The sequence below is a fragment of the Candidatus Accumulibacter similis genome (assembly GCA_013347225.1).
GTDB lineage: Bacteria > Pseudomonadota > Gammaproteobacteria > Burkholderiales > Rhodocyclaceae > Accumulibacter > Accumulibacter similis.
The window spans coordinates 3,957,393-3,971,312 of sequence record CP054595.1; the positions used below are offsets into that span (position 1 = coordinate 3,957,393).

General features: G+C 68.2%; 14 protein-coding genes. 8 read left to right on the forward strand and 6 right to left on the reverse strand.

Translation table 11 applies throughout. The features are described from left to right. Positions 1–12: 12 nt before the first annotated feature. Both HT579_17445 and HT579_17450 read left to right on the forward strand, forming a co-directional pair. Positions 13–201, forward strand: a complete 189-nt coding sequence (locus tag HT579_17445) for a hypothetical protein (GenBank protein QKS30542.1) — start codon at positions 13–15, stop codon at positions 199–201. 48 nt (positions 202–249) lie between these two features. Continuing rightward, the gene (locus HT579_17450) at positions 250–810 is read left to right on the forward strand and encodes a hypothetical protein (GenBank protein QKS30543.1); all 561 of its coding nucleotides are present in this window, start codon (positions 250–252) and stop codon (positions 808–810) included. Between the two features lie 99 nt (positions 811–909). Here the strand turns inward: HT579_17450 and HT579_17455 are convergent, their stop codons facing one another. The 4 genes from HT579_17455 to HT579_17470 all read right to left on the reverse strand — a co-directional run bounded on the left by HT579_17455 (position 910) and on the right by HT579_17470 (position 4,224). After that, on the reverse strand, positions 910–1,512 hold the full coding sequence (locus HT579_17455; GenBank protein QKS30544.1) for a DUF642 domain-containing protein: 603 nt from the start codon (positions 1,510–1,512) through the stop codon (positions 910–912). Between the two features lie 426 nt (positions 1,513–1,938). Then, a complete protein-coding gene (locus tag HT579_17460) occupies positions 1,939–2,493 on the reverse strand; it encodes a flavodoxin family protein (protein ID QKS30545.1) in 555 nt (184 codons plus the stop codon). Between the two features lie 28 nt (positions 2,494–2,521). Further along, positions 2,522–3,223 carry a pirin family protein gene (locus HT579_17465; GenBank protein ID QKS31697.1) on the reverse strand — a complete coding sequence of 234 codons (702 nt, stop codon included), beginning with the start codon at positions 3,221–3,223 and terminating at the stop codon, positions 2,522–2,524. Between the two features lie 35 nt (positions 3,224–3,258). Then, positions 3,259–4,224 (reverse strand): dioxygenase, encoded by a 966-nt coding sequence (locus tag HT579_17470; GenBank protein ID QKS30546.1) that lies wholly within the window; start codon positions 4,222–4,224, stop codon positions 3,259–3,261. A gap of 95 nt (positions 4,225–4,319) precedes the next feature. Here HT579_17470 and HT579_17475 point away from each other — a divergent pair, with 95 nt between their 5' ends. From HT579_17475 to dsbD, 6 genes are all read left to right on the forward strand, one after another. Continuing rightward, entirely contained in the window at positions 4,320–5,210 is an 891-nt protein-coding gene (locus HT579_17475; protein QKS31698.1) for a LysR family transcriptional regulator, read from the forward strand. Positions 5,211–5,538: 328 nt separating this feature from the next. Then, positions 5,539–6,186 (forward strand): choice-of-anchor C family protein, encoded by a 648-nt coding sequence (locus HT579_17480; GenBank protein ID QKS30547.1) that lies wholly within the window; start codon positions 5,539–5,541, stop codon positions 6,184–6,186. Between the two features lie 625 nt (positions 6,187–6,811). After that, positions 6,812–7,288, forward strand: a complete 477-nt coding sequence (locus HT579_17485; protein QKS30548.1) for a DUF4124 domain-containing protein — start codon at positions 6,812–6,814, stop codon at positions 7,286–7,288. A 146-nt stretch (positions 7,289–7,434) separates the two neighbouring features. Next, the gene (locus tag HT579_17490; GenBank protein ID QKS30549.1) at positions 7,435–8,199 is read left to right on the forward strand and encodes a class II aldolase/adducin family protein; all 765 of its coding nucleotides are present in this window, start codon (positions 7,435–7,437) and stop codon (positions 8,197–8,199) included. A gap of 129 nt (positions 8,200–8,328) precedes the next feature. Next, positions 8,329–8,661 carry a divalent-cation tolerance protein CutA gene (locus tag HT579_17495; protein QKS30550.1) on the forward strand — a complete coding sequence of 111 codons (333 nt, stop codon included), beginning with the start codon at positions 8,329–8,331 and terminating at the stop codon, positions 8,659–8,661. A 17-nt stretch (positions 8,662–8,678) separates the two neighbouring features. Beyond that, positions 8,679–10,448, forward strand: coding sequence for a protein-disulfide reductase DsbD (dsbD, locus tag HT579_17500; GenBank protein QKS30551.1), 1,770 nt, complete (start codon positions 8,679–8,681; stop codon positions 10,446–10,448). A 7-nt stretch (positions 10,449–10,455) separates the two neighbouring features. On the opposite strand, the gene HT579_17505 is transcribed toward dsbD, so the two are convergent. Both HT579_17505 and HT579_17510 read right to left on the reverse strand, forming a co-directional pair. Beyond that, entirely contained in the window at positions 10,456–11,787 is a 1,332-nt protein-coding gene (locus tag HT579_17505) for a hypothetical protein (GenBank protein ID QKS30552.1), read from the reverse strand. An 88-nt stretch (positions 11,788–11,875) separates the two neighbouring features. Beyond that, positions 11,876–13,807, reverse strand: coding sequence for a potassium transporter Kup (locus HT579_17510; protein QKS30553.1), 1,932 nt, complete (start codon positions 13,805–13,807; stop codon positions 11,876–11,878). Between the last annotated feature and the right edge of the window lie 113 nt (positions 13,808–13,920).

Below are 13,920 nucleotides of genomic sequence, written 5' to 3' on the forward strand. Positions count from 1 at the left end.
GTCGCAGGCGCGTTGCAGCGCCGCGAGGTCGACACGCACGGCGGCCTGCACCAGATCCTCGGACTGGCGCGGCGTTTCGTCAACCCGGAGATCGTCGGCAGGAGCGTCGCAGTGCGGCGAGGTGCCGACGTACCATCGGCAGCTGCATGCTGCTGGTCGATGCCACTGCGGCAGGATGCCGGGCGCGAGAGCGGCCGATGAACGATCCGGGCAAGCGCTGCGGATGCGGCCCGGCGCTCGAGCATGGCCATGAGCAGGCGGTCCGCGCGCGCCGGGTCGGGCGGTCCGTGCGCGACACCGGGCAGGTGGTGGACCAAGCTTCTGCTCGTCGGCGGGGGCTACGCGGCTGCCCTCGTCGTCGCGGTCGCAGCCGTTACCGCACGCGTACTGCTGCAGCCGGACGAGGACGGCAGCGCCTCCGGCGGCATGACGGCCTTTGGCGACGCGCTTTGCTTCCTGGGAGTGTTCGGCACCGCCGCCGTCCCGGCGACTGTCGCCGCGCTGGTCTTCCTGCGTGGCCGGCCGCTTTTCTGGCAGATCGCTTCGTTGCTGGCGCTCGCCGGCAGCGTGACCGGGATGGCGGCGCTGTACGCGCTGCTGACCTCGCACTCGGCCGCTGCCCCGCCAGGTGCGTGGTCGCTCCTGGCGCCGCTGCGCCTTGTGCTGGCGCCGCTGTTTGCCCTCGCGACCCTGCTGGCTGCCCTCCTGTCGCCACTGCGCCGCTGCCGCCATGTCCTGCTTGCCTGCACGGCCGCGGAAGCCGTCGTCCTGGCTTGGGCGCTGCTGTTCTGGCTCGGAGCTGCGCGATAGCGCCACCCGCGACCAGGCTCGCAGCCAGGCAACGGTGCATGGGCGGTCGCAAACCGACAGCACTGAGCGGCCGTGCCGTCGGACGGTTACGGCATGCGGTCAGCTGCGCCGACGCTTCGCTGCCAGTCCAGCAAGCATCCCGGCGGCCAGCAAGCCAAGCGTTCCGGGCACCGGCACGCCATTCGAGTCAACCGTGATCACCACGTTGTCGAGGATTGCGCCCATGTTGTCACCACCGTCGTTCGCGAACGACAAGGTGTAGGCACCGTCGGATCCTGGCGAGAACAGCAGCGACAGGGAGAGGTACGCCGTCTGCGTCTGCGGCACGCTGAAGTTCAGTACCGACGTACCGAAGCTGACCGTACCTGTCTCGGTGCCAGCGCCACGACGGTTCCCGGCGAGATCGAAGCTCAGGGTGTAGGTGTTGCCGGCAGTCAGCGAGAACACCCGTGACAGGATTCCCGCGTTGCCGCTGCTGCCGTCGAGGTCGACGCACTTCTCACTGACGCTGCCGTTGCACAGCCCACCAAAGAAACTCTGACCGAGAACCTCGACGGTGCCAGCCGATACCGTCCAACCACTCGGGACGGTATTGCCACCCTCGGTGCTCGACTGGAAGTCATCGCTGAAGAACGGCGCCGCATGCGCGCCGCCGGAAACTGCCGCGGCAACGACAGCGGCGAAAAGAAGCTTGGATTTCACGGATTCCGACTCCTCAAGAAACAAGACCTCTGTCCGGCCGAGTCAGGATGAACACCGCCGAAGAGGTAACGGCATTCTCTGAAGCAAAATCCGGGCCAGCCATTGACCTGGTGAATTAGGCACAATGAATCAGGGCATTGGCTGCGGGCCCCGGCGCGGCTTGGGTCGCGGTGTAAAGCGTTCCGACAGATGCCACGGGACAGACCGTGACATTTTTCTCGTCACCGGGTCACGTCGCCACGGCGACGACCACGACTTTGCCCGGCGCTTTGCCGCGCTGCGGACCGTCGACGCGCGCACCCAGGTGCTCCCCAGGGCAATCTCGGTCGGTCGTCGGCTGCGTGGCGTTGCGCACCCGGCGCAACAGGTGGAGTCCGCAAGGGAACCGTGGTCGGCCCCGACGGCTCCGGCAGCCGTCACGACAGCTCAGCGCCGGTAGCGGACGGTCAGATCCGCCACGCGCTGCCCGAACAGGCGCGCGGTCTCGAGATCTCCCGGCAGCATCTCGTCCGCGCCACCGTCGGCGGGCGAGGTGGCCATGGCACCGCAGAACGAGCCGACGTAGTTGAGGTCGTTGCGCTGCGCGGCCTTGGTGTTGGCGGGCATCATGCCGGTGCCGACCCAGACGCCGCCGTGCTGCATGGCGAGCGTGAACAGGTAGTGCAGGGTGGACAGCTTGTCGCCGTTCATCGTCGCGCTGTTGGTGAAGCCGGCAAAGAGCTTGTCCTTCCACTCCTGGGCGAACCAGGGCTTGCTCGAGGCATCGGCAAACTTCTTGAACTGCCAGCTGACGCTGCCCATGTACGTCGGGCTGCCCATGATGATGGCGTCGGCAGCGGCGAGGCATTCCCAGCCGCCGGCGGGCAGGTTGCCCTCGGCGTCGATGGCAACCAGTTCGGCGCCGGCACCTTCGGCCACGGCCTGCGCCATGCGCTGGGTGTGGCCGTAACCGGAATGGAAGACAACGGCAATCTTGCTCATGGTGAATCTCCTTGTGGGGGTTGGCAGATCAGGGGGCGAGATCGAAAACGAGGACTTCGGCGTCGACCCCGTCGCCGAGTTCGAGGTGCTCTTCATCGGCCACCAATGCGCCATCGCCGGCACGCAGGAGGTGGCCATTGACGACCAGGCGGCCGCGGACGAGATGCACGTAGGCCTTGCGCGCCGGGTCGAGCGGCAGGCTCGCCGATTCCGCGCCGTCGAACAGCCCGGCGTGGATCGCGGCATCGGCATGGATGGTCAGCGACCCGGCGGCGCCGTCGGGCGAAGCGATCAGTCGCAGCCGGCCGCGCTTTTCGAGGGCGGCGAAGTGCCGCTGTTCGTAGCCCGGTTCGATTCCCTTGCAGCGTGGCTCGATCCAGATCTGCAGCAGATGGGTAGGCTGGTCGGGCGCGTGGTTGAACTCGCTGTGGCGGACCCCGCGTCCGGCGCTCATCCGCTGCACGTCACCGGGCGGGATGTCGGTGCCGTTGCCGAGGCTGTCCCGGTGCCCGAGCAATCCGGCGGTGACATAGGTGACGATCTCCATGTCGCGATGGCCGTGCGTGGCAAAGCCGCCACCGACCGCGATCAGGTCGTCGTTGATGACCCGCAGGTTGCCCCAGCGCATGTGCGCCGGGTCGTGATAGTCGGCAAACGAGAAGGAGTGATGGCTTTTCAACCAGCCGTGGTCGGCATGGCCGCGGTCTTCCGCTTTCCTGATCTGCAACATGTACTTCTCCTGTGGTGGCAGCGGCAAGGCGCTGCTCATCGATCGATGGTCGTGCCGAGTGCCATGGCGGCGTCGGCGCCCGGCACCCCAACCGGGGTTGACGCGTCGCTGCCGCCGCAGCCAGTGCGCACGCCCCTCGTGATGGCGTGTGTGCCGATCGCATCCGTCGCGCCTGCCGCCCGTTGCACGCGCCGCAAGGCGCTGACGGGGGCAAAGGAATAGGCATCCATGGCGATGGCGAAATCGTCAACACCGGCATGGATGCGCTCGACCCGGGGCAAATCGCCGGCCGCCCCGAGGGCGACGAAGAGCGGCAGCAGGTGCTCCTCGCTCGGATGCGCGGCGACTGCGCCCGGCGCCTGGCGGCGGTAGTCGAGCACGGCCGCCGTGTCGCCCGCCTGCAGGCGCTCCGCCAGCCAGGCCGGGAACTGGCGGACATAGGCGGGGATCGCGCCGCCGCAGCTTGCCGCCCGCTGGTAGTCACGCAGGTTGTGCGTGACGTTGCCGGAAGCGATGACGAGAACGCCACGGCGCAACAGCGGTGCCAGCGCCCTGCCGAGCAGCCACGCCTGTGGCGGGCCGCCAAGGCTCTGCAGCGAAAGCGGAATGACCGGTACGTCCGCCTGCGGAAACATGAACCGCAACGGTACCCAGGCACCATGGTCGAGGCCGCGCGCTGGCGCCCGTTCGGCCCCCAGCCCGGCAGCGCGGATTGCCGTGAACACCTCTTCTGCCACCTCGCGGCAACCGGTTGCCGGATAGCTGATCGCGTACAGCGCCGGCGGAAAGCCGTGAAAATCGTGGATGGTCCGCGGCCGGTCGGCGAAGCCGACCGTCGGCACGGCGGTATCCCAGTGCGCGCTGACGATGACGATCGCGCGCGCTGGCGGCAACGTGCGGGCGAGGTCGGCGATGGCTGCGCCGGCAGCGCCTGGTCGCAGCGCGAAGGTCGGTGCGCCGTGCGGTACGAACAGTGCGGGTTGCGTCTGGCTTGTTTTCATTTGGCAGGGTCCGGATGCGATGGGCGAACTGTAGACCTTCCTTCACGATCGAAATAGACGACAATCTGCAAATCATCATTGCTCATGGAGCAACAATGGATCGACTCGAGGCCATGAGACTCTTCCTGCGCGTCGCCGAGCTCGGCAGCTTTGCTGCCGTGGCGCAGCAGCTCGGCGTCGCACGCTCGGTCGTCACGCGGCAGGTGGCGGCGCTCGAGACTCATCTCGGCGTCAGGCTGATGGAGCGCAGCACGCGCCACCTCTCGCTGACCTCGGCCGGCGCCGCCTACCTGGAAAAGTGCCGGCTGATCCTGCATCTCGTCGATGCCGCCGAGACGGATGTCGCGGCGGAGCGCGCCACGCCGCGCGGCACCATCCGGCTGAGCCTGCCGCTGAGCTTCGGACTCAAACGGCTGGCTCCGCTGTTGCTCGAGTTCTCGCGCCTCTATCCGGAAGTCGGGCTCGACATGGACTACAGCGACCGCCGGGTGCACCTGATCGAGGAAGGCTTCGACCTGTCGATCCGCATCACGCGCCGGCTCGCTGGCGGTGACGTGGCACGACGGATCGGCTCGGGTCGCATGCTGGTGGTCGCGGCCCCCGCCTACCTCGCCCGCCACGGGCAGCCGCAACATCCATCGGAACTGATCCATCACGAGTGCCTGGGCTATACCACGGGCGGCGCCGTGCCTGGCTGGCAGTTCCTCGTCGACGGGAAACTCGCGAGCTTTGCCGTGCGCAGCCGCATCCAGGCAAACAATGGCGAGGTGCTGGGCGAAGCAGCGGCGCAGGGCCTCGGAATCAGCCTGCAGCCCGACTTCATCGTCGAAGACTTGCTCGCCGCCGGCCGCCTCGAGCCCATCCTGACCGCCTTTCCCGCTCCCGGACTCGGCATCTACGCGATCCTGCCGAGCAACCGCCATGTGCCGCACCGCGTCCGCGTGCTGATGGACTTCCTGGCAGCCGGCGTCGGCGCGATCGACTGACCGCGGCCATCGCCGCGAATGCGCTCGGCCTGTGCGCTTTCGCACGGCGATCGAGCACGCGATGCGGGATGCTTCAGCCATGGCCTCGCGCGGCAATTCCCGCGAGCCCTGATTGCCCCACCGCAACGTCGCGCTGCTCCGGTCCTGAGTGGCAGGCGGCCCGGCGACACTTCCGCCGCGCGCTGCGTGCTCGCTACCGACCCCGCATGGCGCCCGGAGCGAAGCGGCAGGCGAACAGGGCAGCGAGCGTTGCTGCTGCCAACTCCCCGGCATGCCGGGAGCGGCACAGGCCACCAGTTCTCCATTTCACCACCCAGGAAAATTCACGATGACCATAGGTACAACCGCCCGCCTGCTGACGTTCGTCGGCGCCCTTTCGGCAACCGCTCTGGCGAATGCCACGCCCTTCCAGAACGGCAGTTTCGAGACCGCCGCCGTCAACCCGGGCACCTTCACCACGCTTGGCCTCAACAACAGCCAGATCGCCGGCTGGACGATCAGCGGCGGCAACGTCGACTACATCGGGAGTTACTGGCAGGCAGCCCAGGGCAGCCGCAGCATCGACCTCGCCGGCAACACGCTGGGTACGATCAGCCAGACCTTCGACACCCAGATTGGCTGGCTGTATACGGTCGAGTTCGCGATGGCCGGCAACACCGACGGCGGCCCGGCAACGAAGCTGCTGCAGGTCGTCGCCGGCAACGAGCAGGCCCAGTTCTCCTTCGACCAGAGCGGCAGGTCGCGAACGAACATGGGCTGGGTAGACCACAGCTTCCAGTTCACGGCCGACACCGCACACACGACACTGAGCTTCTCGGCGCTCAACGGCACCTGCTGCTACGGCGCAGCGCTCGACAACGTGCGCGTCACCGCGGAGCAGAACGACGCGCCGGAGCCCGCTTCGGCACTGCTCGTCGGCCTGTCGCTTGCCGGGCTCGGCTGGTCGCGACGGAATCGGCGGCACGGCACGCTGTAGGCAAGGCAGCGTCGGAGTCCTGCTGCGGCTTGGGTCGACGCGAGAAGCTGCTGTTCCGCGTCAGGCGCAAGCCCGCCGCCATCTGGCTGGCGGCGCATGCCGATGCCGCCAGGAGCGACATGCCGGGAACAGCTTGCGTGCGCCTCGACCGCCGTGCGCCGGCGCGCGACAGTCTGCGGACCGACGGCAAGTGGTTCGCCGTGGACGGCGTGCCGGTCGCCAGGCTGGCCGCGGTCAGCCACTGCCATCCCCCCGCGGCGGCGGTGATGACGGCTTCGCGGTCGAGGCCGACGGACTGTCGCGACATCCTGGCGACTTCCGGGCGGTCGACCGCTTCAGTTCGAGGATCGAGCGCCGCGAGATCGTCGGCTTCCCCGGCTCCAACATTTCGTCCGCCTTGCGCAAGCGATCCTCCAACGCGGCGCGGGCTTCGACCTCATCTGGCATGACCTGCCGGCGATGACCGGCGTCGGCGCCAGCTGCTTCACCGTGGCGCTGCTGCGCTTTCGTCGGGTGGTCGCGCAGACGCAGGCGTGAGCGCCGCCGTGCCCCGGGAACGGCGGGCGATTGACGCCACCCGACAGCGGTTCTATGCTGATTCCAATGGCCACGACGGAGGGAAAGCATGCGTTCACGAGCCCTGTTCTTCGCGCTGCTCGTCGTCACCACGGCGGCGTCGGGCGCCGGGGTTTACAAATGGGTCGACGAGAAGGGGGTCACCCACTTTTCGGAACTACCACCGCCGGGGCAACCTGCACGGAAGCCGGCGAACGCGCCGGCCCCCCAGGACCAGGCGGTGCCGGCCGCCAGTGATGGCGGCCAGCCGGCTGGCAAGAGCTGGCAGCAGAAGGAAACCGAGTTTCGCCAGCGACAGATCGATCGTGACGCCGCCGCACGCAAGCAGGAGGAACAGGAAGCGGCAGCGAAGCGCCTGCAGCGCGACTGCATGCTGGCCAGGAAGTCGCTCGAGAACCTGCAGAACGCAAACGCCGTTGCGCGATACGACGACAGGGGCGAGCGTGTCTATCTCGGCGACAAGGAACGGACGGCCCTGATCCAGCAGCGCAAGCAGGAAATCGAGGCAAGATGTTCCGGCAAATGACGGCAGGCAGCAGTGTGCGTGCCGCCGGCGCGGTGGCGGCCCCGGTCAAGGCTGCCAGTCGGCGGGCAGCGGTCGCCGCTGCAGGACCGCGGTCCGCCCGGGCAGCTCCGGCTACTGCAGTGCGGCAACCACTTGAGGAGAAAACCATGAGCCTTTCTGCGAGCAGCCTCCGCTCCGGCATCAGCGATGCCGAATGGAGGCAGCGGGTCGATCTCGCCGCCTGCTACCGCCTGGTGGCGATGTTTGGCTGGGACGACCTCATCTTCACCCATATCTCGGCCCGTGTTCCCGGCCCAGAGCACCATTTCCTGATCAATCCCTACGGCTTCATGTTCGACGAGATCACCGCATCGAGCCTGGTCAAGGTAGATGTGCAGGGCAACAAGCTCGACGACACGCCATACGACATCAACCCCGCCGGCTTCACCATCCACAGCGCGGTGCACACAGCGCGTGCAGACGCGATCTGCGTCCTCCACCTGCACAGCGTCAACGGTGTCGCCGTCTCGGCGCAGGAGGCCGGTGTGCTGCCGCTGTCGCAGCACTCGATCTTCGTTCTGTCGTCGCTCGCCTACCATGACTACGAAGGAGTGGCTCTCGTCGACGACGAGAAGCCCCGCCTGGTGCACGACCTCGGCGACCGGCGTTTCCTGATGCTGCGCAATCACGGCCTGCTGACGGTCGGCCGATCGGTGGCTGAAGCCTTCGTCGCGATGTACTTCTTCGAGACGAGCTGCCGCATGCAGGTCAAGGCAATGAGCGGTGGCCTGCCGCTGCGTCACATCGCGCAGCCGATCATCGACGGCGCCCAGACGCAGTGGGAGCAGGTGACGCGCGGTGCCGGCGGTGGTCTGGCGTGGCCGGCGCTGCTGCGCCGGCTGGAGCGCAGCAATCCGGGCCATGATGCCTGAAGCGAGGCGTCGGCGGCGACGCCGACCGGCGCGGCCAGCGGCTGGCCCGGACAGTTGCCGGCCCGACTGACGGGGGGCGCCGACCCACGCTGCCGGCTGGCCGGCAGCCGCAGCCGCCGATGCGGTAGAATGCGCGGCGTGAACACCCTCCTCGTCCTCACCAATCTGCCCGACCAGGCGGCGGCACGGTCGCTGGCCGAACAGCTCGTCGCGGCGCGCCTCGCTGCCTGCGTCAATATCCTGGCGCCCTGCCGCTCTGTGTACCGCTGGCAGGGGAAGGTCGAGACGGCCGACGAGGTGCCGCTGCTGATCAAGACGAGTTCCGAGCGTTTCGCCGAGCTGGCGGAGGCGATCCGCGCCAGCCATCCGTACGCGCTGCCGGAGGTGGTCGCGCTCGACATTGCCGCCGGCCTCCCCGAGTATCTCGCCTGGGTGACGGCCGAAACCGCGCCATCGGCCTGAGCAGGCCGGAGGCGCCGATGCTCCGCTGCCTGCTCCCGCTGCTGCTGCTACTGCTGGCGACGCTGACCCAGGCGGAGGAGTTCCTCGACCCGGCGGTGGCCTTCAAGCCGAGCGTGCGCGCGCTCGACGGGCAGACGCTCGAGGTCCGCTTCAGCATCGCCAAGGGATATTACCTGTACCGCGACAAGTTCCGTTTTGCCGCCGATGCGGCGACGATCCGCCTCGGCACGCCGCTGCTGCCGCCGGGCAAGGAGAAGCACGACGAGACCTTCGGCCGCGTCGAGGTGTACTACGATCAGGTGCTCATCCGGCTGCCGGTCGAACGCAACAGCTCCGGGCCGCTGCCGCTGACCCTGCGCGTCAGCTCACAGGGCTGTGCCGATGCCGGCATCTGTTACCCACCGCAGCAGCAGTCGCTCGCCGTCGAACTGCCCGACCCGGCGGCGGTGGCGGCGATCGCCGCACCGGCATCGGCAGTCGCCAGCGGCGACGAGTCCGGCCGCATTGCGCAGCTCTTCCGCCATGCCGGCTTCTGGCTGCTGCTCGGCAGCTTCTTCGGCTTCGGTCTGCTGCTGTCGCTGACGCCCTGCGTCTTTCCGATGATTCCGATCCTGTCGGGCATCATCGTCGGCGCCGGCCGCGCCGGGCAAGGCGTCTCGCATGCGCGCGGCTTCCTGCTGTCGCTGGCCTACGTGCTGGGGATGGCGGCAACCTACGCCGCTGCCGGGGTCGCCGCCGGCCTCACCGGCACGCTGCTGGCGACGACGCTGCAGAATCCCTGGGTTCTCGGCACCTTCGCCGGCGTCTTCGTTCTCCTGTCGCTGTCGATGTTCGGCTTCTACGAACTGCAGTTGCCGACCTTCCTGCAGACCAGGGTGTCGGAGGAAGCGAGCCACATCCGTGGTGGCTCGCTGCCCGGCGTCGCGGCGATGGGGGCGTTGTCGGCGTTGATCGTCGGTCCCTGCGTCGCCGCACCACTCGCCGGCGCCCTGCTCTACATCGGCCAGAGTGGCGATGCGCTCCTCGGCGGCGCGGCGCTGTTCACTATGGCGCTCGGCATGGGTACGCCGCTGCTCGTCGTCGGCGCCAGCGCCGCCACGCTGCTGCCGAAGTCCGGACCGTGGATGGAAGCGGTCAAGAGGGCCTTCGGCGTCATCCTGCTGGCGACTGCCGTCTGGCTGGTGTCGCCGGTGATCCCGGTGGTCGTGCAGATGCTCGCCTGGGCACTGCTGCTGATCGTGCCGGCAATCTACCTGCACGCGCTCGACCCGCTGCCGCCACACGCGAGAGGCTGGCAGCACTTCTGGAAGGGAGTCGGCATCGTCATGCTGCTCTTCGGGGCGGCGATGCTCCTCGGCACGCTCGCCGGTTCACGCGACCCACTGCAGCCGCTCTCGGTATTGCGCAGCAGTGCCGCGAGCAACGAGGCGAGGCCCCTGCCCTTCGTCCGCGTGCACACGGTGGCGGAACTCGACAGCCGGCTGGCCGCTGCCGGACGGCCCGTGCTGCTCGATTTCTATGCCGACTGGTGCGTCTCGTGCAAGGAAATGGAGCGCTTCACCTTCGCCGATCCGCGCGTGCAGGCGAGGCTGGCGGGCTGGACCCTGCTGCAGGCCGACGTCACCGCCAACTCGGCGGCCGATCAGGCCCTGCTGCAACGCTTCCAGCTTTACGGCCCGCCGGGAATCATCTTCTTCGACCGGCAGGGGCGCGAGATCAGCGGCATCCGTGTCGTTGGCTTCCAGAGTGCCGAGGACTTCCTCGGCCTGCTGGCGCGCGTCGACTAGCGCCCTCCTACTGCAGTGCGCCGGGCGACAGTGGCTTGCCCGGCGGCAACGCCAGCGTCGTCGCTGGCAGCCGGAATTCCGCCGTCGGCGTCAGGCTCTGGCCGCGGACGAAGCCCGGCGCCTTCGCCCTGCCGCGCAGCGGCGACGCCTGCGGCAACACGAAAGGCAGACCGTCGACGTCGACCAGGGTCGCGACCTCGACGGACTGGTTGCCGTCATGGCGCCCCGCTCCCTGCGGTGCAAGGATGCCGCGCCCGACGAGCAGGTTGTTGATCGTCCAGACTTCGGTCCCTGCCGGCAGGCGATCGCTCCAGACCTGCAGGAAACGCCCGCCGGGCGTGTCGTCGACCAGGGTGTTGTGCACCAGATAGAGCGCGTTGTCCGGCCAGCGTTCGCCTTCGGCACCGTAGGAAACCACGACCGGATTGTCGGTTGTGGCGCTCTGCCCGATGATGTTGCCGATCACCCAGGCGACACCACCGTTGGGAAACTCGAGTTCGTACGAGGCGCTGCCGGTGGCGCCGTCGACGAGCAGGTTGTAGAGGATCGAACTCGTGCGCGCCCGCGACTTGATCAGGTGTCCGAGATGGCCCTGCTGAAAACGGCTGCCGCTGACCTTCAGGCGGGCAATCGTTCCAGCATAGAGCAGGTGGTGCAGCGCGCCGGCATGGCGGGGAGCGGCGCCGAACTCGCTGTCTTCGACTTCGAGCACGGCATCGGCGGCGTTGCTCGTCAGGATGCCCATTTCGTTGTCGAAGAAGGCGCAGCGGACGACCTTCAGGTGCCCGGTCTCGAAACGGATGCCGGCGCCGTTGCCGGCGGCGACGCGCGCGCCGCGAAACTCGAGGTTGTCGATCGTCATCTGCGCGCTGCGCACCACCCACAGCGCCTTGCCCTCGGCATTGTCACCGTCGGCGATGAGGACCGGCCGCTTGCCGACCCCGCGAATCGTCAACCGCTCCTGGGTCCACACGACTGCCTGCCGCCGGTACTCCCCGGGACGAATCTCGATCGTGTCCCCATCGCGTGCCAGCCGTGCCGCTTCGCTGATGCTGCGCACCTGTTCCCGCTCGCCGACGACGATCGTCCGGCCGCCACCTGCCGGTTTGCTGTCGGCGACCGGACGCTGATTGACCGCCCGCCCGCCGGCGGCAGCATCGGCAGGGATCGGGGCGGTCGCCGGACTGGCGGGTGGCGGCCGCACGACCTCCAGCTTTCCCTGCTCGTTGCGGCGAATGGTGCCGAGCTCGGTCGGTGCCGGCGGCAGGTTGTCGGCCGCCAGCGGGCCGGCGAGCGTCGCCAGTGCAAGCGCGGCAGCGACGAGCAGTCGCCGACTCATTCGCGGCGCCGTGCCGACGCGACGGAGGGCGACGGCGCGCCCGGCCGATGCGGCGCCGCTCGCTGCCACGTTGCCTGCCGGCTGGTCGTCAGCACAGCTCGACCTGCGCCCCCAGTTCGACGACGCGGTTGGGCGGCAGCTTGAAGAATTCGGTTGCGGTATCGGCATTGCGGAACATCCAGTTGAACAGCGTCTGCCGCCAGTTTGCCATACGCGCTGGGTGTCCGGGCGGCAGCCGGACGACCGTGTCGCGACCGAGGAAGAAGGAGGTGGACATCAGGTCGAAGCTCAGTCCGTGCGCGGCGCAGAGTGCGAGCGCACGCGGCAGGTCGGGCTCGTCCTTGAAGCCGTAGGCGACATGCAGGCGATGGAAGCCCTGCCCGAGCGCTTCGACCCGCACACGCTCCGCCTCCGGGACGTGTGGCACATCGGCAGCCGCCACGTTGAGTACCACCACCCGCTCGTGCAGCACCTGGTTGTGGTTGAGGTTGTGCAGCAGGGCTCGCGGCACTCCCTCGGGATGGGCGGTGAGAAAGACGCCGCAACCCCTCACCCGCTGCGGCCCCCCGACGGCGATGCCGGCGATGAAGTCGGCGAGCGGTATCGACTGCTGCCGCTGCCTTTCGCCGAGCAGCCGGCGACCCAGCCGCCAGGTCGACAGGAGGACGAAGACGCCCGCACCGACGGCCAGCGGGAACCAGCCGCCATCGACGATCTTGATCACGTTGGCGGAGAAGAAGGCGAAATCGACGACGACGAAAAAGACGAGGAAGAGGGCCGCGCGTGGCCAGCTCCACTGCCATAGCGCCCGCACGACGACGAAGGCGAGCAGGGTGTCGATCATCATCGTCAGGGTGACTGCAATGCCATACGCCGAGGCCAGGTTGGACGACGAGCGGAAGCCCAGGACGACGACGATGACCGTCAGCAGGAGCAGCCAGTTGATGTTCGGCACGTAGATCTGGCCCCTCTCGCGCTCCGAGGTGAAGCGCACCTGGATCCGCGGACAGTAGCCCAGCTGCATGGCCTGGCTGGTGAGCGAGAAGGCTCCCGAGATCACCGCCTGCGAGGCGATCACCGTCGCCGTCGTGGCGAGGACGACCAGTGGCAGGACCAGCCTTTCGTCGGGGACGAGGCGAAAGAAGGGACTGCTGATCGCCTGCGGATCGGCGAGGATCAGCGCGCCCTGGCCGAGGTAATTCAGGTAGAGCAGCGGAAAGACGAAGGCAAACCACGCCCACTTGATCGCCCGCCGGCCGAAGTGCCCCATGTCGGCGTAGAGCGCTTCGCCACCGGTGATTGCCAGGACCACCGAGCCCAGTGCGAGGAAAGCCATCCCCGGCTGCCCGAGGCAAAAGGAAAGCGCGTACCACGGATTGATCGCCGCCAGAACCGACGGGTTGCGCAGCACGTTCCACAGTCCGAGCAGACCGAGCGTCGCGAACCAGAACATCATCACCGGGCCGAAGAGGGCGCCGACGGCGGCGGTGCCATGGCGCTGGAAGACGAAGAGCAGGACGAGAATGGCGACGGTGATCGGCAGCACCCACGGGCTGAGCAATGGCGTCACCACTTCCAGCCCCTCGACCGCCGACAGCACCGACATCGCGGGTGTGATGACGGCATCGCCGTAGAACAGGGCGGCACCGAAGATGCCGAGCGCCGACATCAGCCAGAGAACCCGCGGCGTCGCGTTCGCCGTACGCAGCGCCAGCGCCGTCAGCGCCATGATGCCGCCCTCGCCCCGGTTGTCGGCGCGCATGATGAAGAGGACGTACTTCAGCGAGACGGTGATCGTCAGCGCCCAGAAGACCAGCGACAGGATTCCGAGGACGGTGCCCTCGTTCAGCGGCAGCGGATGATGGCCGCCGAATACCTCCTTCATCGTGTACAGCGGGCTGGTGCCGATGTCGCCAAAGACGACTCCCATCGCGGCCACGGCAGTGGTTGCCAGAGCCGATCGCTGGCCGCTGCCGGATGCTGCTTCTGCCGCCGATTCGGTTCTCACGCTGGTCCTCATGACGCACATCCAACCGCGGTTCGCTGTCGCCCACGGGCCGCCACCTCGTCGATCGCCGCGAGCGCAGGCGCAACGCTCCGGGGCTCTTTGCCGAGGCGTACAATAGCGGCTTT